The sequence below is a fragment of the Bradyrhizobium huanghuaihaiense genome (assembly GCF_025200885.1).
GTDB lineage: Bacteria > Pseudomonadota > Alphaproteobacteria > Rhizobiales > Xanthobacteraceae > Bradyrhizobium > Bradyrhizobium huanghuaihaiense.
This window is the reverse complement of record NZ_CP104172.1, coordinates 9,246,539-9,269,411: the sequence shown is the minus strand read 5'-3', so window position 1 is coordinate 9,269,411 and position 22,873 is coordinate 9,246,539. Positions and strand designations below refer to the sequence as shown.

Annotated in this window: 17 protein-coding genes and 2 pseudogenes; 6 read left to right on the top strand and 13 right to left on the bottom strand. The window is 62.6% G+C overall.

Annotation, left to right across the window (positions count from 1 at the left end; genetic code table 11):
- Positions 1-145: 145 nt before the first annotated feature.
- The 3 genes from N2603_RS43240 to N2603_RS43230 all read right to left on the bottom strand — a co-directional run bounded on the left by N2603_RS43240 (position 146) and on the right by N2603_RS43230 (position 6,730).
- Positions 146-3,442 carry a UvrD-helicase domain-containing protein gene (locus tag N2603_RS43240; RefSeq protein WP_260387001.1) on the bottom strand — a complete coding sequence of 1,099 codons (3,297 nt, stop codon included), beginning with the start codon at positions 3,440-3,442 and terminating at the stop codon, positions 146-148.
- Positions 3,439-6,102 (bottom strand): PD-(D/E)XK nuclease family protein, encoded by a 2,664-nt coding sequence (locus tag N2603_RS43235; RefSeq protein ID WP_260387000.1) that lies wholly within the window; start codon positions 6,100-6,102, stop codon positions 3,439-3,441. The genes N2603_RS43240 and N2603_RS43235 overlap by 4 nt, the downstream gene beginning before the upstream one ends.
- A gap of 379 nt (positions 6,103-6,481) precedes the next feature.
- Entirely contained in the window at positions 6,482-6,730 is a 249-nt protein-coding gene (locus N2603_RS43230; protein WP_260386999.1) for a hypothetical protein, read from the bottom strand.
- A gap of 284 nt (positions 6,731-7,014) precedes the next feature.
- Here N2603_RS43230 and N2603_RS43225 point away from each other — a divergent pair, with 284 nt between their 5' ends.
- Positions 7,015-7,344 carry a helix-turn-helix domain-containing protein gene (locus N2603_RS43225; RefSeq protein ID WP_260386998.1) on the top strand — a complete coding sequence of 110 codons (330 nt, stop codon included), beginning with the start codon at positions 7,015-7,017 and terminating at the stop codon, positions 7,342-7,344.
- 689 nt (positions 7,345-8,033) lie between these two features.
- On the opposite strand, the gene N2603_RS43220 is transcribed toward N2603_RS43225, so the two are convergent.
- The 10 genes from N2603_RS43220 to N2603_RS43175 form a co-directional block, all read right to left on the bottom strand.
- Entirely contained in the window at positions 8,034-9,089 is a 1,056-nt protein-coding gene (locus N2603_RS43220) for a helix-turn-helix domain-containing protein (protein WP_260386997.1), read from the bottom strand.
- Positions 9,090-9,919: 830 nt separating this feature from the next.
- Positions 9,920-11,341 carry a hypothetical protein gene (locus N2603_RS43215; RefSeq protein WP_260386996.1) on the bottom strand — a complete coding sequence of 474 codons (1,422 nt, stop codon included), beginning with the start codon at positions 11,339-11,341 and terminating at the stop codon, positions 9,920-9,922.
- A 124-nt stretch (positions 11,342-11,465) separates the two neighbouring features.
- Complete coding sequence (locus N2603_RS43210) at positions 11,466-12,953, bottom strand: site-specific integrase (protein WP_260386995.1); 1,488 nt, start codon at positions 12,951-12,953, stop codon at positions 11,466-11,468.
- A 556-nt stretch (positions 12,954-13,509) separates the two neighbouring features.
- Complete coding sequence (locus N2603_RS43205) at positions 13,510-14,061, bottom strand: hypothetical protein (protein ID WP_260386994.1); 552 nt, start codon at positions 14,059-14,061, stop codon at positions 13,510-13,512.
- A gap of 100 nt (positions 14,062-14,161) precedes the next feature.
- Entirely contained in the window at positions 14,162-14,737 is a 576-nt protein-coding gene (locus tag N2603_RS43200; protein WP_260386993.1) for a hypothetical protein, read from the bottom strand.
- Entirely contained in the window at positions 14,734-15,054 is a 321-nt protein-coding gene (locus N2603_RS43195; RefSeq protein WP_260386992.1) for a hypothetical protein, read from the bottom strand. The genes N2603_RS43200 and N2603_RS43195 overlap by 4 nt, the downstream gene beginning before the upstream one ends.
- Positions 15,055-15,099: 45 nt before the next feature.
- Positions 15,100-16,506: an AAA family ATPase gene (locus N2603_RS43190; protein ID WP_260386991.1), complete on the bottom strand. Its 1,407-nt coding sequence runs from the start codon at positions 16,504-16,506 to the stop codon at positions 15,100-15,102.
- A 777-nt stretch (positions 16,507-17,283) separates the two neighbouring features.
- Positions 17,284-17,928 (bottom strand): hypothetical protein, encoded by a 645-nt coding sequence (locus tag N2603_RS43185; protein ID WP_260386990.1) that lies wholly within the window; start codon positions 17,926-17,928, stop codon positions 17,284-17,286.
- A 521-nt stretch (positions 17,929-18,449) separates the two neighbouring features.
- Positions 18,450-18,683 carry a hypothetical protein gene (locus N2603_RS43180; protein WP_260386989.1) on the bottom strand — a complete coding sequence of 78 codons (234 nt, stop codon included), beginning with the start codon at positions 18,681-18,683 and terminating at the stop codon, positions 18,450-18,452.
- A gap of 127 nt (positions 18,684-18,810) precedes the next feature.
- On the bottom strand, positions 18,811-19,077 hold the full coding sequence (locus N2603_RS43175) for a helix-turn-helix domain-containing protein (RefSeq protein ID WP_260386988.1): 267 nt from the start codon (positions 19,075-19,077) through the stop codon (positions 18,811-18,813).
- Between the two features lie 244 nt (positions 19,078-19,321).
- On the opposite strand from N2603_RS43175, the pseudogene N2603_RS43170 reads away from it, so the two are divergent.
- From N2603_RS43170 to parS, 5 genes and pseudogenes are all read left to right on the top strand, one after another.
- A pseudogene (locus tag N2603_RS43170) lies at positions 19,322-19,821 on the top strand (hypothetical protein); the annotation flags it as partial.
- Between the two features lie 239 nt (positions 19,822-20,060).
- Positions 20,061-21,281, top strand: coding sequence for a TraG/TraD/VirD4 family protein (locus tag N2603_RS43165; RefSeq protein ID WP_260386987.1), 1,221 nt, complete (start codon positions 20,061-20,063; stop codon positions 21,279-21,281).
- Positions 21,206-21,538 carry a hypothetical protein gene (locus N2603_RS43160; RefSeq protein ID WP_260386986.1) on the top strand — a complete coding sequence of 111 codons (333 nt, stop codon included), beginning with the start codon at positions 21,206-21,208 and terminating at the stop codon, positions 21,536-21,538. Before N2603_RS43165 ends, N2603_RS43160 begins: the two co-directional genes overlap by 76 nt.
- 54 nt (positions 21,539-21,592) lie before the next feature.
- A pseudogene (locus tag N2603_RS44910) lies at positions 21,593-21,957 on the top strand (TrlF family ATPase); the annotation flags it as partial.
- Between the two features lie 300 nt (positions 21,958-22,257).
- A complete protein-coding gene (parS, locus tag N2603_RS43150) occupies positions 22,258-22,740 on the top strand; it encodes a type II RES/Xre toxin-antitoxin system antitoxin (RefSeq protein ID WP_260386984.1) in 483 nt (160 codons plus the stop codon).
- Positions 22,741-22,873 lie beyond the last annotated feature (133 nt).

Here is a 22,873-nt window from a genome sequence, read left to right as displayed (position 1 = left end):
CCACTCTGAGGCCACACAAGAACCCGACAGGATTCCAGTGCTACGGCACTTATGGGACGTATGTCCGGACGAAATACTAATTCGGTGTTACGGGGCCTTGTTTGGACCTTCGCCGGGGCCACAAGCCCGTCGAAGTATCAACGAACTACCTGGACGCCCAATCGACGCGACCGGACGTCATGTAGACAATCGCGCCACGACGGGAGCCGATTGCCTCGAGGTAGCGCTCGAGTTGCTGTCTGTAGGTTGCCCGATCGGCTTCCTTCGGAGCGACGTCACTTTTCCAATCGAAGACGACGACACGGCCATCTTCGTCCTGTGCGACGGCGTCCGCGCGCCCGGACACCAGATGATCGAGATCTCCTAAAGCGGCGGCGTGGATCGGGACTTCCGCGACGAGGCTGCTCCGAAATGGCTTGATCTCCGGTAGCTGCAAGGTCCTCAGAGCGGTGGTGGCAAGCTCGGCTAGATCGAGAGAGGCGCCCGATTGCGACATCGACGAAAGCTGGTCTCGCAATAGCGCCGCGCGCGCAGCCGCGGCATCTTGGCTCTCCTCCAGCTCGCCGGTGATCAGTTCTTCCATCAATTTGTGCAGAAGAATGCCGCGGACCCGCCCGCCCTCCAAAACGAGCGCGGGACTGAGTGGTCCCTCTTCGGCTGTTTCCGCAGGGAGGCGTTCGGTTACCACGTCCGGATCCCCGTCGCTCGGCGTGATCCATCGGATGCGCGGTGAAGCTTCGAGCCGCGACTGCTCCTCGGCGAATATTTCCGAGCTTTGGTGGTTTGCGATGGCGAGTGGTGCGACGATCGGGGTCCGAGGAAGGCGAGCGACGTCCAACTCGGGGACCGAGTCCAACTTAAAATCCAACAGCTTCGCCCAGGAAGCATCGTTGCTCCAGGTGAAATCCGGGATGATCAACGACTCCATCGCCCTCGTGCACGCCACGTAGAGAAGGCGCAGGTTCTCGTTTCGCTTTTCGGTCTCCTCGGCCAGCAAGGCGTCTCCGAGGCTCGGGGGCACGACCTGGCCCAACGCCCAATGCAGGCTTTCGTCCCGGCGCCGATAGACGAAAGTCTCGGCTCTGCGGGGCATCGACGCCCGGTTGATCGGGATGACGACCGGCCACTCGAGCCCCTTGCTGCTGTGAACGGTGACGATCTCGATGGACTGGCCGTCGGCTTCAACCATTCCCTCAGGCGAGCCGGATCCGCTCGACCAGTCGTCGTCGATGTCTCTGGCAAACTGTAGGAAGCCGCGCACGCGATAGCTCCGCGCACGCTCGACCAGCCCGTCGATGTTGGCGAGCGACCTCGCTGCCTGATCGGCACTGCGTGCCGCAACGATGGCGCGCACGCGCAGCCGTTCGATCGCCTCGGCGAGGATCAGCGCGGGCGTGGTGCCACCGATCCGAACTCGGAGATCGCGCAGCACGCTCAGCACCTCGCGCGCGACGGGGTGATGGACGGCGCCCGGGTCGGTCCCCAAAGAGAGTCCGACGATCTCCTCCCGATCGTCAGTCGGCGGGAGACTAGCGGTTATGTCCAAGAGCTCCTGCTCGGTCAGTCCAACCAGCGGCCCTCGCAGCAATGCCCCGAGCGCTAGAGTATCGCGCGCGTCGGCCAAGGCGCGGACCAGCGCCACCAGATCCTGCGCCTCCTGCCTCCTGAAGAGGTTTTTGCCCGCTTGCGAGGCGAAGGGCAGGCCGGCTTCCTCCAGCGCTCTCTCGTATCTCCACAGGTCGGTCGAAACGGGCGTGAGCAGCGCGATGTCGCCCGGGCCGAGCCGCCTGGTCTCGCCATCGTTAAGTCTCAATTCGACATTGCCGATCAGGCGCGCGCAGACTTCGGCGACGGCACGGGCCTCCTCGTCCCGCGAACCGTCGACTCGCGTCTCCGGCGGCAGATGCACAGACACCTTGGCTACGCAAGGCAAGCCATGCGCAGCTTCCGTCCGCGTGCTCCGAAGGGGAACGTAACCGGCTTCCTGAGAGGATAGCCGCTCCTCGAAGCAGCGGTTGATGTGGTCGAGAATCTGGCCGCGCGATCGAAAGTTTGCCGTCACCCGCAGAATGTTGTCGGGAAGCTGAACCTCGATGGCTTGTCGCACCGTCAGATAGGTCGCAAGATCCGCGCCCCTGAAGCGATAGATCGCCTGCTTCGGATCCCCGACGATGAAAAGATGCCCGGGTCGCAACGATCTCAGGTGCCACGCGGTGGACTCCTCGCCCGAGCCGCACAGCAGGAACATGATTTGCGCTTGAACTGGGTCGGTATCTTGAAATTCGTCGACAAGGATACGGCTGAACCGCTCGCTGGCGGTGTTGCGCACGACTTGATAGTCGCACAGCACGTCACGGCACGTGAACAGTAGGTCGTCGAAATCCAGAACGGCCGCACGCCTCTTGAAGGCCGCGTATTCGGCGAGCACCTCGTCGAGCTCCGCGGAGAATGTTCCGATGATCGCGGTAGCGATCCGGCCCATCAGGGCGCCGTACGCGCTACGGCAGTGTGCGTAGTACTCCTCTGCCTGGTGGGCCAGGCGATCGCCGGCCTCGCGTCCGGCAGCTTTCCGCCATATGGCGCGTCGCTTGTAGTCGCGAAGGTCGAAGGAGCCCTTGCGCATGATCGGCAGCCACGCCGGGTGAGCCAACGCCCAGAGCCGTTCGAAGTCGGGCAGAGGATCAAAGCCTCCTCGAAAGTGCGTGACGAGTGTCTCGAGAGAGACGATGTCCGGATCCGCCTCGGGTGGCACGTCGACGTGATCGCACCAGCGGCGGAACTCGCGTACGCTTTCGGCGAAATCGACGTCGGCAGTCGGGTCCAGATCCGGGAGCAGTGGCCGCGCAGCGCGATAGCGTCGCCGGAAGCGCGCGAAGCTCCGCAAGAGTTCTTCGGCGCCAATGGGGTCTCTTCGCGCGATCGATGCGATGGGATCATCGCTCGCAGAAACCGTTGTGTCGAGTCGGGCGCGAAACCATCCGTCGAAGATTGCATCAAATGCGAAATCGGCCTGATCGGCATCCAGAACCTCAGCGCCCGGGTCGATCGCTGCCTCGACGGAATAGGTGCGGAGCAGATCGTGGCAGAAGCCGTGGATTGTCCCGCACGTCAGCTCGTCGAGCCGCTCGGATGCGGCGCGCAGCACCGCCTTCTGATCCGCGGTCGGTCCATCCGGAAGGCCCAGTCGGAGTTCGTGTGGGACGTTACCGGCGAGGATGCAGTCTAGATACCAGGCGATGCGCTGACGTAGTTCGCCTGCCGCAAGCTCGGTAAACGTGATCGCGGCGATCGAGCGCGGATCTGCGCCGGCGGCGAGGAGCATCACAACGCGACCAGCCAAGAGCGAGGTCTTGCCGGTCCCCGCGGCGGCTTCGACCAGTAAGCAGGAATCCAGCTCGACGAGAGCCCTCTGCCGGGCGACGTCGTCGACCTGACCCGTCATGGCTTGCTCCAGAAACGGGCCAGGCTCTCACCGGCCTTGTTGTAGGCAATGAGCTTGCGCCTTTCGTAGCCGGGAGACGCCGGTAGAGCCAGTCGCAGATCGTTCGATCGGTCGAAAGCGAGCCGGCCCGGTACGGTCGCACCGCGCAGGAGCATGGCGACGGCGACATTGATGAATTCTGCGATTTGCTCGATGGCGGCGTCCAGATCCTGGAGCCTGAGAACCAACGTCTCGCCACCGAGATAGAGCAGCCTGGCGACGATCTGCGGATCTTCCTTCAGCAACTGGCGGCACGCGAGACCGTACAGCGCGCGTTGTAGCTCGGAGCCGCCTCCGATCACGATGCGGCCGGCGTTCCTCGGAGGTGCGCTCGTCTTGTAGTCAGTGACGCGGACGGCGGAATGGTCGCTCCGCAGGTCCAGACGATCGATGGTGCCACGTAAGGTGATCGGCGTTCCCGGCACCGCGACCGGGATTCTCGGATCCCAAGGCAGCTCACGCTCGACGGCGAAATCCTCGGGCTGACCGAAGGGGACTTCGGTCCAGCTGCGGGTCCCGGTATCCGAGATATCCTTGCGCAGCAGGCCGACCGACGCCAAGGAGGCGCCGAAGTCGACGGTGTTACTCCACAAGAGAAGCGGAGGCACGTGGCCTTCGAGAGGCCAGCTTTCGCGCACCGTGCGCGCGGCCTCGCGGAGGGCGAATTCGATCTCCTCGTCCGACGCCCGAGCGTAGCCAGGTTGGGGTTCTAGCGCGTCGACCGCGCGCCGAAGCAGTTCATGCACCAGCTTGCCGAATTCGTCGGGCGCTATCGTGAGTGGCTGCTCGCGATCGCGCGGGGTCCTCCACCCGAGACCATAGCGCCAGATGAAGCCCAGCGGATCGCGCAACAATCTCTGCAACGACGTCGGAGATTGCACGCGCCCTATCGCCTTCACGACGATCGGATGGTCGGCGCCGAACTGACCATCGTTTGGCGTGAGCTGCCCAAGATGCCAATTGCGCCAGCACCTATCGGCCGATGCGATCCTGTCGACCTTCGCAGCTTCGTCCGGGCGGGCCATCAGCCGGTCTGACTCGCTCCAGGCGTGCTCCGGCACGCTCGCCCTCGAGAGCGGCGTCTCGCGAGCGTTCTGCAGCAGCGGACTTCGGCCGAGGCGGGCACCCAGCGCACTCCGGCGGCTGCGCGACAAGACGATGCCCTTCGAAGTACCTTCGAGGATCACGCGAAAATGCCTGCGATCGGCCTTCGCGACCGGGTCGGCGTCGAATTCGTCCGTCGACAGAACATGATCGGGCACGATTGAATCGTTCCCCGAGTGTCGGGGCCAACTCCTGTTCGTCAGTCCCGGCAGACGGACGTGCGCGCGCGGCGCGGCCGAGAGATCGCGCGCGGTGCACCAGACGATCGAGTCGGCGGCGTCGTTTTCGGACGCGAACCGCGCATTCTCCAAAGAAAGCTCGATCGCTTCGGGCGGTGCGCTCCGCAGGGCCGCTTCCCAAAGCTGCAGAGCGCGCGAGCGCAGGAAATGGTCTGCAGCGCTCTTCGCCGCCGAGATTCCCTTCGCCAGCACTTCGAGGAGAGGCAGGACTGTCTGCGCGCCGGCCAGGGAGGGGTCCTTCAGCGCGGCCGCGGAAATAGCTCGCCGCCAATCTTCCGGGCGCGCCAACGTCGCTCCATGGGGAAGAGACGCGAGCCATCGCTGCGGAAGCGCGTCGAGAGACGTGCCTTGGCCGCGGCACAGGGAAATAAGCCGTCGCATCCGCTGCTGGTTCAGGCCGTGCAACAGGACGTCGGCGAGCGCCGCGCACCGCTGGCCGTCCCGCGTCGATAGCGCGGGAATCCCGTGCGGGAAATGCAGGTTCAGTCCTGCGTCGGCGGCCAAGGCGCAGAAATGGTCGTCCCAGGATACTGTGCCGGCCGAAGCGATCGCGATCTCGTGCGGCCTTGCCGCACCTGACACAATCAGACAACGCGCCCAGCGCAGCGCTTCGACGACCTCATGGTGCGGATCGGCGCAGGAGATGGCGGTTATCGTGGGCTCCCGATCGGATGTCGCCGGTCGGATGATGGTCCCCGCGAACCACTGCGTCTCGGCATGTCTGGGCGCATGCCATTCGACCGGAACCTCCTTCGCGAGCGCGTCGATCAAGGGACGCCAGACCGGTGCCACAAAGGAAAGACCTTCGATGGTCACCGGACCGACCGTGCGTGCGGCGTAATGGATCCGCCCGAGCGCTGCATTCCGCAGATCGTGCGGCGCCAGCATCGCTACCGGCAGATGTCGTCGGATACGTTCTTCGATCAGAGCTAACTCGCCGAGCCGGATATTCTCCGCGTAAGCTTCCGCGCGGAGATCTATGTCGGCATCCCACAGCTTGCGGAGGCTCCTCGATAGGGCCCGGGTCATGCCCGGAAGGTGCCGGACGCTCTCCAGTTCGCCGAAGCCGCCCTCCGCGAGCGCATCCTGGACCGCGAGATCGAGATGTTCCGGCGTGATCGGCGTCGTGAAGCCGCCGGCCAGCCTCGCAGCGAGCAGCGGTAGCGTCCAGATTTGAAGGCCGCAATCGCTTTCGCGCGCTGCAGCCGCGCGGCGCATCTGAAACGCGAGCGCTCCCCCAACGACGACAGTTCGCACCCGAAACGTGACGTCCACCATGGCATCTCCTTGCCTTGTCACCTTCCGCCAAAATGCAGTGAATTTGCAACCGCCCTCCAACTTGCGATGCTGATTTGGATCCGATCCACGCCCCGGACCATGATGCAGGATTCGGGATCATCGCGCCGAACGACATTCAACTCGTACGCAGCGGCGAGGGAGCTAGCGCACGTAGCCTCAACCGGACGATCGGGCCAGATCAATGTCTGTCGATGACCGTGCCCTGGTCGACATGGACGACCAGATCGGATGGATGGACCATCCGCGACGTATGGTCGATAGGCGGTTCAGGACGCGCCTGTCCCGGGCAAGCTGACGAGCGTCCTTATTGCGCAAAGTCTGGATTGGCTCAAAGGGGATCGGATGTCTGACGAGGGGCTCATCGCTTGGCGCGAGCGGTTCGGCGGAGCGTCCGCCTTCGCGATGCCTCATTGCACGGCGGCTTAGATCGCTTCTGCTCTTTGTCGACGTGGTACTTGCGGAACGCGCGAACGGCGGCGACATGTTGGCCGGCTGAAAAGCCCGTCGAGATGACGCGTCGCCCGTCCATGATGTGCCAGGACTCTCCGCCGTTTTCGTCGCTGCGCACGGACATCACCAGAAATTTGGGTTTCTGACGTCTCGTCATGATCCATTCCTCTCACCAGATCCACTGGCCCGTTGGTTACGTTATCGCTTTCTAGACCGACTAGCCGGGGGCATTGAGTCAAGGCGATGCCATTAGGGGAGCGGGGAAAACTCCGGACGGCCCCGGTTGCAGGCGGCGAGTGCCGCGAAAAGTCGTCCGCCAAGAGGAGGCGCACGGACTCAGGAAAGGTGGGTTGGCGAAATAGGTGCACAGAATACGTCATAGCGTATTTCATACGTTATAGCGTGTTTTGCTGGCCCGTACGAAATGCATCATCCTGCCGGATGAAGCGGCGAAATCCGGCCCACACAAAGCGGCTGCTTGCACGCAATTTGCGACAGCATCGCCTGCAAAAGTCCTGGTCGCAATATGACCTTGCCGACGCTTCGCGCCTGCGCCAGGCGCTGATCAGCGGGCTCGAAGCCGGAACGGCAAATCCGACATTGCAGTCGCTGGACAGGATCGCGATCGCACTCGGTCTCGAGCTCGCAGAATTGATGACGCCGCCCGGGAAGGTCCTGGTGGACATGCCAAAGAGGGAGCCCGAAGTGCCGGCCCAGGAACGCCTGGGCAAGAAGAAAAGGCGCGGGCTTGCTAGCTCCGACCGCCAATGAGTGACCGTCTTCGGTGAGACTGGCAATCGCGCCCCGGCACTTTTCAGGAGCCTTATCCCGAGCCGGCCTTGATCGCTTCAGCGGCGCCGGCAGGAAGGCGTCGATCTCGGCATCGGATCAGGCTGATGGTGCCGGGCCTCGACTTCAGGAAGTCGGATGGATTTGCTATCATCTGGACGGCTGCAATACGCGGAGAAGTCGCCATGACCACCGGGCCGGAACTCTTCCGGGAATAATGCTGTCGCCTGAGACGGGCGAGATTCTGACCCATGGCGTGCGGCCATTTACGGTCACCTATAAGGGGCGAAGCTTCACCGTGGATCTGCCGGGCTACTATCCGCGTGGGGATGGCGACGGCGTGCATGTCGGTGACGACATGGCTGTAGTCGACCGTGCTCCAGACGCTCGCTGTCTCGACCAATGGTCATGCCCGCAATGATTAGAGCGAAGACGAAAGCGCAAGGTAGTGGCGCAGGGCGTCGCGGACGACGAAGAGGACGCCCCGGCAAAAGCAGTCGCATCGGCCCGGGAATGCCTCACCACGGCGCTGGGGAAGCTGCTGCCCTAGGACGGCTGGATCGGTGCGCCCGAGCGTGCCTTAGGCCGCGTCCAGCCGTTGGTCGGGCGGCGCCTGCGCCATGCCGTTGGTCGGGCAGCGCCTGCGCCATCTTGACTACTGCTTGATCGGTTCAGCGCGACGTAACCCTGCCAATCTTCTTTCCGAGCATTTTCAACCGAGAATTTTCGGGAACTACAATCTGGCCTGCTTGGGGCTTGATCAGATCAAAATGTCCGTACCTATCAACCAACACGAAGATTTCTCCCGCCACGGCCGTTCGGGCGGACGTGTCGACGATAATACGGTCGGCACGGTTCAAACCTTCCACCTCCAACCCGGGCGCCACGATGATGGTTGCCGGCAAAGACCCGCCGAGGACCTCTGCGACATACCGGTGGGGAAACGACCACATGTGTTCTTGAGGTGCATCTGCCAGACTGCCAGACGCGAGGCCCCGGAACAGATGCCGTCCCGCAATCTCCGGAACCATATCTGCCTTGGGCGTCTTCTGGGCGGCGGACCGGACCGGCGGAACGACCTTCCGGACCTCAGCAGTCGCGCCGATCGCGGGCAGCAGGTGGCTCAGGTTCGCCAGGGCGACTTTGTCGGACTCGCCGTATGTATCGATGATCGATGGCAATTGCCGCTCGATCTCCGGCGGGTAGCCCGACGGTAGGGCACCTGTTGTCAACCATTCCGGGCTCACGCGAAACGCTTCGGCGTACAGTCGCGCCATTTTGTCGGAAATAGAATTCTGGCCGGTCTCGTGCGCGCTGAGGGTGGTGCGCATCAACCCCGTTGCCTTAGCCGCGTCGGTAGTTGAGCGGAACCCCGCCAAGCGCCGCGCGAGCCGAAGCCGGCGGCAGGATGAAGCAGCGGGATCGTTCTTGGCCCGCTCCGCCTTGCGCTCCATCTTGTTTCGGAACAGGGCTTCTCGGACCGGGTCCACGGTCGGCCCGTCGCCGATTGCCCGGAGCAGCCATTGAGCGTTAACCTTGAAAGCAGAAGCATAGATTTTGGCAGTCTCATCGTGCAGATAGCGGGTAGCAGTCTCGTGGGCGCAGTAGGTCGCGGCCGACCACCCGAAGTGGAGCGCGGCCGCGCGGCCCGACTTAAAGCCGGCCTGCTTCCGGGCGGCCTGCAACCGGTTCGCCATTGATGGGTCGCCGAGATAGGCCCCGCTCATTCGTCGCTTTCTCCTGGCGCGACGTTTAGCAGATTGGCCATCGGCAGTGAGCGGATTGAAGGGTCTTCCAACGGGAAGATGCGAGTTCGTTTGCTGCGGTCCGATCACGATCGATCTCCCGCCAAAAACCAACCAAATAGCTCATAAATCATTGATTTTCCTAACCTCACGTGTATTCACCGGTGAATCCGTGAGGTTAGGAAATGATCGATTTTGCTGGGTTTTTGGCCCGTGGGGCTTGCTCCAAAACGGTCTGAACGGGCCTGATATGAGATGATCTCGGCACCAATTGGCTACCAAGATTTCGACTGTCACAAAACTGTCATAAATTGATTTAGTGCCTGCACTGCAGGGGTTTCTTGAGTGCAGGCGCGCCTGCGGACCTTGATCTCAGCCGTCTTTATGATGGTCGCCCGAGCGCTGACGCGCGGAACTGGCTCGAACGCCATCTGGGACGAGCCGGCCGCCAGGTTGTCCGACCGGACCACCGACCGTCGAACCCTTGGCCGTCAATGTGCGAGATCACGAGGAAGGCCCGGCACCTCGGGGATGCCACCGGGCAAGGACGAGCCACCATCACCCGTGAAGCGGATGACACGGATCCTCGATCGGATGGGTAGGAGGTGCGGGCCTCTCGACTCGTAGTTTTACCGCTGCCAGTGTCGCTATCCAGCTTTCGGGATCATCGCCAACTCGCCTCGGTCGACTTCGACGGCAATGGATGCCGATTTAGGACGGCCGCTGCGGCCGTCCTAGAGAGGCTCGATAAAGGATGGTCAATGGCCGGGCCCGCCGACACCGTAGGACGCCGGCCTGAGAACGCCGAGCGGCTATTGCTTCCTTCGACGCGGGCGGAACGACGGTCTACGAATGCCAGCCTGCTTCATCGCTCGCAGTAGTTCGTCCGTGTTGGCCAACACCCCGCGCTCATCGCGCAACCAGACGACTATCTCCTTGTACGTGGCAGCTGGCCGGACCTTGAAGAACTCTCCGAGAGCATATTCATGGCCAACAAGTAAATGCTGCTGTGGCTTAATCAGATCGAGTTTGCGCAGAAACTTTTGGATCGCAGTGTCGGACACCGCGACACCGTGTTCGCTACGGAGCAACGTGGCGAGCGCGAAGGCATCGTGATCCGGATTTTGTGAGAGCTTTTCGCGCAACAGGGGCTCATATTTGGCGAGGTTGGGGCCTCGGGGCGCTGTCGGCAGCTTGATGTCTTCCTTCGTTGCGAACTTCCGGATTGACGAGCGCGTGAGGGCCACCCCGTGCTCTTTGAGCATCCAGGCCTGCAAATCACCTCCGTCCGAATCTGGAGCTGCGCGCATGCGCGCAGCAAGAATCTTCTGGACCGATACCGTTCGCAAGGTGAGGAGGGTCGATGCAGCGGAGGAGTTTCCGTCCCGAACGTCGTAGATGTATTTAGTGTTGATGCCGTAGTGTGCGGCGATTTCCTTCGGCTTCTTTCCTGACGACAATGCCGTTTGCACCGCCTGCCGCAGTTCGAGCGGATAGGACGTCCCGGGGACCTTCAGTGCGGCATCGAGATCGTTCCTTGCCTCACGCGACAAACGCGGAAAGTGTGGATCGGCATGCAGGCGCGCGGCGGGGCCCGGCCACTTGAGCATACCGCGATCGAACTTCCCTACGGGATGGGTCTCCTCAAGGAAGCAGAGCTTGGCGCGCAAATCGGTCGGAGGGTCCGGCTCCATCCAAAACCGTTGGAGGCGGCCAGTCAGGGCACGAGCCATGATATCCTCGCCCGAACGGGCCCATCCTTCGAACGCCTGATGGAGGGCCATTCCAAGGCTCTTGCACGGAAAACCGTGATTCTTCGTCATCCACGCGAATTGTCCCAGTATCCCGTTCACGATTATCGGATTGCCGTTGCGATCCACGAAGAGATGGTCGACGCCAGCGCGGCGCTTTGCTGCCTTTCGATAGCGTTCGATGACGACCTTGGCGATCGCCAGGACGGGCATCGTTCTCGGTGCGCGGTGATGACCACCGGACAATTCGACCTCGTCTTGATGGCCATTCAGCCATTGCGAGCATTCGATGCGAGTGATTTCAGCCATAGTGGCTCCGCAGCACACAATCATCGCGCAAAGCGCGGGGCCGCGAAGCCCGATGGCTTCCTCGGTGCCGGGTTGTCGCCAAATCACCGGATCGAAGAGGTCGAGCAGGTCCTCCTTTGCGAAGATGCCCGTCCGGATGAAATGCGGGGCGATCAGTCCCGTCAGCGGATACATTGAGGTGATGCCGATCGTTGGGAATAGCCCGCGCGATAGCGGATGGGGAGAAAATTTCGCCGCATCCGGAGGGATGCGGCCATTGAGTGCGCGCCGAAGCCGATGCCGCTGGCGAAAGTTCTCGCTACTTCTGCCGCGCACGACCCTTGAAGGGGCGGTCGTACGGCCGAACCCGGTCGTCGGGAGCCGGATCATGATGGTGGATGTTGCGCAACTTCCGGCGCGAGACGCGGTCGTTGAATTCGCTCATCGCGCTAACACGGCTGTCCCGACCCCAGTGCACATAATGGCTCAGCAGCGTTTCGGCCGTCGTGCCGAGCATCTGCTCCGCGGCTGCCAACGAGATACCGCGCTGATACGCCCAGCTGACGGCGGTGTGCTTCAGCGAATGGACCGTCACGTCGCGCGAGACGCCCGCGTCGTTGCAGAGCTTGCGGAACTGGATGTTCAGGTAGCTCTCATAGTTGCCGCCGACCGAGGGCCGGATCAGATACTTGTGCACGGGCTCCTTGCTGATAGTGCCGTCCGGCAGGATATAGCCGTCCTCGCGCCCCCATGCGCGGATGAGGTACTTCAAATCCTCCACGATTTCGGTGGAGGGGCGGGCTTTCAACGTGTCGATCTCGGCGAGTCCGCGGCGGTGGATCCAGCCGTCTCCTTCGGCATCCGCGACGACGCAGGGGAGCTTCATCCGGCTGCCCCACGCCAGCGACAGCATCACGTCGTGCCGGGTCCCGGTGCGGATGATGAAGCGGATTAGTCGCGCAAGGTGCTTACGCTTGGCCACGTTTTCGGGGGCGACCCTGCGGGTCGTCACGACCGTTCCATCGGGACGGACGATGTCCTTCGTCATCCACTCGCCGCGCTCGTAGTCCCACTTGTAGCCCTTGCATGCGAGGAGCAGACGAGCGACCTCCTGCCGGCGCAGCCAACGTGCCGGGTTCTTCGGACCTGGCTTCGGCACGTGGATGTTGAGCACCCAGAAACAACCGTGGCGTTCGGGATACGATCGCACGGCGTACCTCAGCAGCCGCAGCAGCTGGGTAGCGGTGGTCTCGGGATTCTTCCGGAGGATGTGCGGGTTGGCATCGTAGAACGCGTTGCGTTCGTCGATGTACTGGTTCTTAAAATCAATCGACATCTGCATTCGGTATTCGGAAAGCGTTTTGTCTCCGAAGAAGCGGTTCAAGATGACCGACTGATATTCGACCGCGGCGGCGCGGCGGCGCTGGCCGCGGGTCTTGGCCGACTTGTGGACGTTGTCGACGTGGTCCGCGATGATGGTCGCGAACTTGAGCGAACCGGGCAGAACACGGCCGAGCAGTTCGTTGAGCTTACGCGCCTTGTGGCCCTCGAGATACCGCTGCGCACGGGCCGGCTGGTCCTCGCGGATGCCCGTGCTTATGGCGCCGTCGCGATCGACCACGTAGTAAATGCCGAGCTTCTTGCGGCGCTTGCTCTTCTGCGAACGGCGAGGCGCCCGCAATTCGAGGCGGGCCTCGAGCGCCGCGGTACCACCTTCTGCGCCGCGGTTAAGCGCCGAAGCAAAATCAAGCAGCGGGTTCTCGCTACCACGTAGTTCCGTGGTCTTGCGAGCGGGACGGATTTTCATAAGTTCTCTCCTATTGTTGCAATGTGACTGTAAATCGCTCGTGTCGATTGCCATCCAAAGACCTTTCTGACAATGACGGCTGAGCTAGCGGCACTGTGGATTGCGGGGACAGCAGGAGCCTCTCAGGCTCCGAACCGAAGGGCGCGGGCGTCCGGATTCTGCACTTTCGATCGGTTTTCCAAGTACTTGGAGGCCCGTCGTCGGAGGGGGCGGTCCTCTGGCGCTCTCCGACTAGCCGCGATTGATGCGTGCGGAGGAGGCGAAGAGAGGCGGTGATGCCGAAGACCCCGCCTCCGTCGCGTCGGCGGACGCCCGCGATTCGACGGATCTTGGCGTACAGACGTGAAGCGCACTCAGTGCCCGCTTTGTGGTGAAAAGCTTTCGCGCGATCTCGGAAACCGGCAAGCGGCCGTCGCGGACTGCTGTTCTCAGCGTGTCCTCGCTCAAGGGCCCGTCCGGCCAGAACAGCGCCGCCGCCTCGCTAAGCGTCATCAGTTCGTCTTCGTTCCAGGTGGCCGGATCCGGACGGGCGCAAACGCGCGCCGGTGGCGTACCCTTATGCTGCGTCATCTGAATCTCCCGAATGATCGTAAACTGGTTGGATTTCGCCTTCGCGAATACTGTGGACCCTCGCAGGATCATGGCTGGCCCGAGGCTTGCGGCGGCCGCCGCTGGCGATGCCAGTCTTTCCGCGAGACCTTGCCAGCTGGTGGTGATGCGCAAGCCAGGATTCGGCCAGTCCTGTCCGCTTGATGCGCGCAAGGTGCATGCGTCGGAGCGCATGCGACAGCACCAGCGCGGCGCTCGCGTTCTCGAATGCGCAGTTGAGAAGTAGACTCATTGCCAGATCGACGCGCCCCGAGATTCGAAACGGTGGCCTGAGGCGCAGCACGATGCCGACCACGGCGCCAGCATCGCCCGCGATGGCCGCCTGCCATTCAGGGAAGATCGACCCAATCTTCGAGATACCGTTTGCAAGATTCGCGCGCCGCCGCCGATCAAAGGCGTTCGGCGGCAGTTGGCGCCAATAGCTGAAAGCGTCTTCTGCGCCCGGTCGCCGATCACGGCGACCTTGCCCTCGCGCGTGTTGCTTGTGTTTTTGTTGCATCAGATAAGCTCCTTGTCGGTGACGCCGTAATCGAAAACTCGAGCCACGCCGGGCCTCGCCATGCCACGCCGGGTCACGCCCCGCCACGCGAGGTGGAAGACTAGTTCGCGTCAATCTCCTCGACGCGGAAGCGGCCGAACTCGGGACGGTTGTCACCAAGTCCGTGCGGTCCCGCCAGGCGGAAGAACTCGATCAACTCGGCGCGGTTGACCATCGAGGGCAGGTAGGTGGCGCTGACGCGCGCGCTCCAGTCCGGAAAGCACGGACGCGTTCGCACCGTGAGCGCGTCACGCACGCGCACCATCTGGCGATGGCGAAAGCGCTGGTCCGTCCACAGGTCTGACAGCGCGGTCGGCCCGTCGTAGTCGAGCAGAGCCGGCCCGTCCGCCAGGAACGAGGCCTTGGCGACATTGCCCTTCTTTCGGCGCTTGGCGCCGTCCACCAGCACGGCCTTGAGGCAATGCGGTGGCAGGCATGGCCGACCATCGGCGAGCCACAATCCGCCACGCCACTCCAATTCTGCGATGCGCTCGTAGTCCGCATCCGTCTTCACGCGTTTGGAGGTGATAGCGGCAATCGACTTCGTCAGCGCATCAAGCGGATCAGCAAGCCTTGCGGAGTGCATCAGCATGGGACCGACCCCTACGAGTTTCAATGCGATACGTTCGACGCTCATGTGATGTCTCCTTCATCGAACAGAGGTTGTGCGAAATGCACCCAGGCGTCCTTTGCCTCCGGAAGGGCGGCGCTCGCGTAGCGGCGCGCCCGCAGCATCGACGTCACGCCGAGATGGCATTCGCTGCAGAGCGCGATGAGATCACCGTCGATTTCATGGCCCAGACGCTCATAGGTCCGATGATGGACCTCGATCCTTGCGCCGGTCACCGCCGCGTTGGGACACAGTCTGCAGGCAAAGTTTGCGGCCACGAGTTCACGCAAGCGCGCCGGATTGTTGCGCCAGGCCGCGCTCGTCATGTAGGCGATGTAATCCATCAGGCCCTAGGGCAGCCCGGTGCCAACGTCTGCGCGCACCGACGCTCACTTGCACATCGGATGCTTCGTCAGGAGCTCCCTGATCGCCGCGCGGCCGAGATATCCCGTTACTTCCAGTCGGCCCGCAACGGCTTCGACGGTATCCCGATTGTCCGTGATCAGGCGTCGCGCACGCTCCATGCAGCGATCGAGACGCTGCCTGATCAGACGGGTCACCGCGATGTCAGAGGGAAGAAACTCGGTTGCGTGCTTTGGAAAATGCACCACGCCAAACGCGCCAAAACCGAACCGCAGCTCGATATCAATCGCGGCCTGTGTTGCCCGTGAGAAGTCGCAATCCTCACCGATGCCGCTGCCGGCTGTCGCGCCGGGCCGCCCAAGGATTATCTCCTCGGCGGCGCGGCCGCCCAACAGCGCGGTGATGTAGTTTTCAATGCCGCTCTCGGTTTGCGAATTGGCGCGTGAGATATCGAGGACAGTGGCGCCGCCGCGATCCAGGATCGCCAATGTCTTGGCCTCGAAGACGTCCAGGGCGTGACCAACCACCAGATGTCCGGCCTCGTGGACGGCGCAGGCCCGTCGGGTAACGTCGGGCATGACGTCGCGCCCCGACCTGATCTCGGTCAGAAGATCATCGATGATGAGATCGCGGCGCTGGCGCCGCGCGCGTGATTTCGCGCGTCGCACCCAGGCTTCGACATCAGCCCCGGTCTTGCCAGCCGCGACCAGAGCTGCCGGCATCAGGTCAACGTCAGAAAGTGCCTCTGGTCCGAGATGGAAGCGAAAGATTAGGGCGAGCGTCTCGATATCGGGCAGCTCGATCTCGATCGTACGATCCAGCCGGCCGGCGCGTTTGACGGCGGGGTCGACGTGGTGCGGATGGTTGGTGGCCGCGATCACCACCACGCCGGGTCTGTCCTCGATGCCGGACAGCATCTCGAGCAGTAGATTGACGATCTGCGTCCAATATTCACGATAGTCCGAGCCAAGGGTTTCCCGGTTCGAGATACCGTCGATCTCATCAATAAACAGGATGCAGGGCGCAAGCCGTCGTGCGTGCTCGAACGATTTCTTGATCGCGGCCAGCGTGCCCGAAAGGTAAGCGGACGCATTCCAATCGGCGACCGAGGTGGCGACCAGCGCGACTTGAGCGGATTTTGCCAGCGCGCGGGCAAATTGCGTCTTGCCGACGCCTGGGGGGCCGGCGAGCAACAATCCTTTCTCGACGCAGTCCCAGGGAAGCCTGCCGGCCCTATATTCGCGCAGGTCGTTGACCAGATCGAGCCCCCATTCTCGCGCGCTGCCATAACCCGGAAGGTCCTCCAAACCCGGGCCTCGATGATCAAAATAGGATTTGGTCGCGACGGTCCTCTCGAGGCGCTCGACGCAGTCATCCGGATCACGGTCGGTTCGGATGGCCAGTGTGAGATCCGCGAACTCGATCGCGCGCACCAGTTGCTCGTCGATAGGCGCGATGGGGGGCGACCGGTCACGGCTTCGATCACCAACGCGATGGCCGAGGTGTCGAGCGCGGCGAGCGCAAGATGATGGTCGGATGCGCGGAGCAGGTCGCGCGGTAGGTGGCGGCGCGGATCGGGCGCGACCCCGAACACGGGGGCGCCCGCGTGCAGGGCTTCCGCCACGACGTCGTTGCCGCGCTCGGCCTTGTGCTCGGTTGCCGTGCCATCCCTGGCGATGAGCAGGACCGGACGGGCGTGACGATCCTCGAAGGTCCGCTCGTCACACACTTTTGCCCCGCTCCCGAACGCACATGTCTTTAAGACCTGCCCGACCAGTGAAACGGCCTCGGAGCCCAAAACCGCGAGCGATACGACCGGCGAGCCGCGCCGCAGTTCTCGCGTCAGCCCCTCGATCGGCTCGATGGTGCGCGCGACGAGAATTGCTGCCGCTGCAAGATCAGCCCGGATCGAGGACCGCGGGTCGGTTGCCGGCTTGCTCGATAGTTCGTCGATCAGCCGCTCGATCGGATCGGTAGGGTCACCGCTGCGCAGCAGTGGCTTCGAGGCGGTGCACGCCTCCACAGCCAGCATGTCCAGATATGCGCGGCCGAGCAGGTCGCGTGGGCGCTGCAGATGCAGGTTCATATGTCGCTCCCGGTCCTAATGTGGACAAGTGTTTGGCCGGCCAACATCGGCTGGCGCTTCACAAACGAAGCCTTGCGGCGGACCGGCGTACCGGCCCGCGATGTTGGGGCCTCCACGGTTGAGCCTAGATGGAGCGCACCATCGTCTGCGGCCCGAGGGGGCCTTCGCGAACGTCGAGTTCGAGGAGGCCTTCGCAACTCAAGGCGCAGACGGCCGCAACGAGATTGCAGCTCACCGGTGCACGCTGGCGGAGTTCGTGGATCTGCTGCGGGCCGTCGTCGCATAGTGCCGCCCCGATCCTCAATCGGTCGTGGATCGGGACCTGGAAGTGCTCGTAGGACCAGACTTCATGCACGTTGGAGTAGATTGGTTCGCGCCGGACGTCGGCCGCGTCACGCTCCAGAAGCCGTAAGCCGCTCGCCGCGAGCTGTTCGGCGAGGACTGCGGATGAGGCTTGCGATCTCTGGGGCCGGACCTGGCACACGTTGAGCAGGAATTCGCCGTCGATTTTGTGTAGCACCACGCCGGTCAGCGCGGGCGGCTTACCATAAGGGTTCGGGGCCGCCCGATAGTGGATCGCGCGAACCGTCGGATCAAGGCTCGCCTCCCTGAGCGCGTCACGCTGCAGGAGACTTTCGAGGGGAACGGCGACGGTGCACTTCGGGCCGAAAAAAAGCGGCTGGGTTGCCTTGCGAAGGACTTGCTTGCGGACGACTTGACGTTGCGGGAAAGGATGACCGTGTTCGGGACGGCGATGATCGATGAACATGGGACGCTCCTGCTTTTTGGTTGACCAATCGAAGCAACGCGTGCGGCGCGGATCGAAAGGCGCACAAAGCTTGTCGCGATCGCTCGTGAGCGTCGCGGCGGCAGCGAACGTAAGGAACAAGCGCGTGATTGCGAAGGTAACAAGAAGGCTTCACACTGCCGGTGAAGAGCGGTCCGCAGGCCGCTGTTGCGGTGGCCAATAGTTCGGGGACGGCGGTTGGCCCGATGGCTGAAGTAATGTGATACGTTATATAGTATCCTAAAAAATTACGCCGAAGATATGGCGGCGGACTCTATCGCGACAAAAAATGCGGCCTACGACGCCGCGGGCTAGGAACGACGCGGAAGCCGGACGAAGCCGCCCCGGTTGCAGCCGAGTAACTCGCAGCGGGCTCGATAGTGGGCTTCAGCCTCGTTCCGGTCGCGCTGCAGGCGGTAGAGGTCGTCGTCCTCGATCTCAACCGACGGCTTCGAATGCACCGCCCGGACGATCCGGCTTTCGGAGGGAACAACACGCAGGCGTCACGCAAAAGCGAAGTTTTCCAACCTCCTCGACGCACTTTTGAAGGCGCGGGCGCTGGCGAGATGGCCTGCGGCGTGGGCAACCCGTGTCCAGAGATCGTCGGAAGGTCTAACGCCGCGCACGATCCCGCGTTGCATGGCGACGACATCACCCCTGTTCGACACTACGATGTCCGCATCAAATCGGAGTTGGTCGATCACACGGCCGTTTTCACTGACGACAACCTCGATCACGGAGTCCTCTGGGTCAAAGGGGTGGAGTGGGTGCATAGGCGCGCCGCATCCGCCTTTCCTCTCTGGCGTGTCATTAGACATGTGGATACGTTATAAAGTGTCAATACCACAAAAATGGCGGATCTGGTCATGGTAATGGACGGACGGCCTTGGCCTCTGGGGCGAACAGGGCGTCCAGATCGACCTGAAGGGCGATCGCGATCTTCAGTAGCGAGTCCAGGGTCACGTTCGCTTCGCCGAGCTCGATCTGGCTGACTAAGGCCTGTCGGACACCGGCGCGATCGGCCAGATCACGCTGACTCATCCGCGAGCTACGACGCAGCTGTCTGATCCGGCGGGCCAGACGGTCCCGGAGCACGGACTGAGTCTTGAGGAAGGATTCGGATATGGCCACGTCCGCTCCGGACTTCTATCCAATGGGCGCAGGCGACGCTATACCTAGTGTGCCATCCGGGGCGTCGCGATTCCAGCCCTCCGGGTAGCCAAGGATTCGAGGTCTGCCCGCAAAATACGGGAAAACAGAAATCGTATTGATGGTTGCCGACTGTGCGTCAGGCGTCGCACCGCCTCGCTCGAGGAGCGATTCAGCGGGGCGGCAAATGAACTTCAGAGGAAACACATGGACGAAACGGACCTACGCCGATGCTCTGGCCGCGATCGATACCGCAACCAATAAGGTGATCGCCAACGTGCCGATCGGCCAGGCGCCGCAGGCGATCGCCTATGTGCCGAATGCCGTGCCCGATCCCGATGACCGCCAGAACCTGCAGACCCTCGGCGTTGCCAGGCAGGTCGTGCACCTTACGTTGGCGCCGAAGGAAGGAGCGAAGGGCGGCAAGGCGCCGACGAGCGTGTCGCTGTTCGATCAAGGCCTGATCCAGATCCTGCAGGCCTCGGCCACGGGACTTGAGCCGAAGCAGAAGTATGTGCTGGCTCTCGCTGAGCATGAAGATGGCTGCGGCTCGTTGCAGCCGTTGGCAGCCTTCATGACCAATCCGGCTGGATCTGCTATCGTCAATGCCGCAGGCCCAATCCGCAGATCGTCGACCAGACGTCCAGGACGGACAAGCGATACCTGGTCATTGTGTCAGGCGAAGTGGCGAAGCCGGGCGAGCCTGTCCAGGTGGAGGCGCGCTGAGCGCGGCGGAGCAACGGGCAGCGCTCGTCCTGATCACCATCTTGCGTGTGGAGGGCACCATAACGCTGTCCTCCAGAGACGGATTGAACACAGAACGCGCAAACGAAATGGCTTCGTGCGCGTTGCCGGCCATCGACGTCAGGGAGCGCAAATGAAGGCCACTGGACGAGGTCCCGTGCCTGCAAACTGAAGACGTTTTAGACGAAGTGGGATACTATACTGTCCAAGGGTTGGCAGTAATGGCCGCGCAGGCCAGAAGTCTGGGTTTTTCGCTCGTGTTTGCGACCCAAGATATCCCGGCGATGCTTCGCAATGACGACAAGGAAGCGAAGTCGATGATCGCCAATACGACCACCAAAATCTTCATGCGGGTCGAGGAAACGGAGATGACGGCAAAGCTCGCCGTAGACTCCGCCGGCAAGGGAAGCTTCGCCCGGGTGGGGGGCTTTGCCGCCAAGTCGGGAGAGTTCGCGACCCCCTACCTGGACAACATGGAAGCGCGCTTCGAGGAGCAGGAGCGCATCACGGTGCGCAATCTGCGCGCGCTCGGCGTCGGCGAGGCCTACGTCACCTGGCGCGACAGCGTGTTCAAGGTGAAGACCTTCCACGCTCACCCCGAGGGTGAATACGGCATCGACCTGAAACAGCTGCAGCTCCGCGCCAACCACTTCCTCGCCTTCACTAAGCCGACCAAGGAAGAGGTCAAGAAGATCGGCGTTCTGGTCGACGTCGCTGAGCGTCTCGACGATCCACGGTTCGCCCAGATCATCGAGAAGCGGGCCAAGGATGAGCGTGCCGCGATCGTCAAATTGGCTAACGAGAGGCGGGATCCCACGAGCTTGCGCAACGAGATTTCGGCCGGCTCGGTGGCCTTTCTGCGCGCAGCGTATGGCAACGGAAGGAGGGCAAGCTCGACCGATCTGGTCACCGCCGGTGCCGTCTCGATTGCAACCATCTGTCAGGCGATGCAAAAGCAAGGCGACAAGTTCGCTCACGAAGTCCGGGCTGTACAGGGCTTGTCGACGGCCGGCCCGGCTCGGTCCGGACGAGCCCGAGCTCCATCCTTGGCTCCGGGGTTGGTTAATCCGGCCTCCCGGCCAACTCCGCGTTCGCCCGACCTGCCGCCCGTGTTCGAGGCGCTGCGGATCAAGGTCCCGACCGCACCACCGCCACCGGACGCATTCGACGACGATCGGGATGATGAGCCACCGGGGCCGGATGACGACTGCGAGGAGAACCAGACGGTGTCCCTAGCCTCCGCCCTGGAGTCCTTCGGTTCGCCCGAAGCCCGGCGCGAAGCGGTCAACTCGGGAGCGCCGTCCCGGATGAAGGAGGTCGAGCACGGTATCTCGGTCGACAACGTCGCTACGACATGGCCAAAAAAATGCAGAGCAACGAGACGACGCTGCATTTCCTGGCCGCGCTCGACTTCGAGGGAGAGCCCGGGGCGGACGCCGTAGACGCTGCACTCGACGAGGCCGCAACCGGAGCTGATGAAACCCTGTCGCCGCTAGCGAGTCCGCCGACCGAGGTCACGGCCGCCGATCTCGAGCGCGCGGACATCGCGTCGGCGCGGGCGGCGCAATGGATCGATCGCGCGGAATGTCCTAGGCCTTCCGCCGCGTCGGCGGCACCGGAGGAGTTCGAGAAGCATCTTGAGGCCGGCAACGTCGATGCGATGACCGGGGCCTTCCTGGCGGACCTGCTCGAAGACTAATAGTTGGTCGTGTCATCGACTAAAGATCAAAAGGCAAGACTCTGACCGACATGAGGGCGCTTGTTCGAAAAGGCGGAGGAAATGGTCTGTCACGCAAGCGAGCTTGCGGCTGACGTAGTAGCTCACTGTGCGTCTGAAGGCCCGATCGTCGGCCCGAGGCCAAGGAGCTTCCCAACGGCGCCATCGTCGCCACGCTCGACAAGGTCCAAACCGATCTCCTCCAGAAGATCGCAGCCGCTGGTAAAAGTATCGAGACCGCCGTGAAGGACGCAGTTAAAACGATTGAGACGATAAAGACGGAATGGACGCCGAAGCATACGGCCACCAACGAACTCTATCAAAAGACGCTGAGAGAATTGAAAGCCGCGGGGCACGACGCCGGCAAGTTCGTGCAATACAAGGATCAACTTGAGCGGTTACACGCCTGCGGCACCGGGCATAGTTCGTCCCCTATGGCGCCGCTAAACTCCTGAAATCATTTGATCCAAAATGGATATGGGCGAGGTCCGAAGGGGGGTTACCAGGTAGAGTATGCTCCCCTAAAGCCGCATGCGCCAACGACCGCAAAAATGCAGTCAAAATGGGCCTTTCCAGGATCCTTTGGCAATCGAACAGGCTGGCGATGCTGGCGGCGAGTACCATCCCTGAGCTCGACAATGCGCGCTTGATCAATTGCGACATGTGACACATGCTAGGCGATACATGACGCGAGGACTACTATGACTGCAGCGGCCGAGAAATCGGCTTCAAAGGGGCCAAGCACTGATCTGCAGAAAGTGGCCGATTTGCTCGGCGGGCCGCGTATTCTGTCGCGTCGCATCACAAGCAACCTCGACGCCCACGAACTGCTGCTGAACGGCCTGCCAGGCTCCGCGCTGATCCACTTCGTCCGTCACCTTCTCTTCATTCAAACGGACTCGCTGGAAAACGCCTTCGGAATGAGCCTTCGCACCTTTCAGCGACGTAAGGACGCTCCGAACAAGCCGCTCAGCCGGGCGCAAAGTGGGCGGACTTGGAAGTTTGCTGAAATCCTGACCAAGGCCACGGACGTGTTCGGTTCGCAGGAAGAGGCAGAGCAGTGGCTCGAGCGTCCGGCCATCGGTCTTGACCAGCGCCGCCCGATCGACCTGCTTGCCACTCCAGCAGGCATCGAGCTCGTTGAACAATACCTCACACGCCTCGCACACGGCGTCTATGCATGACTGCGGCGCCAGTCGAAGTGCGTCCCCTAATCCCCCTGCAAGTCGTTGGAATCGCATGCGCTGACTTTCTCGCGTCGATGCGAATGTTGACGGCTGCCGAGCAAAGTACGCCCCCTATCGAAAGTCATGCTCC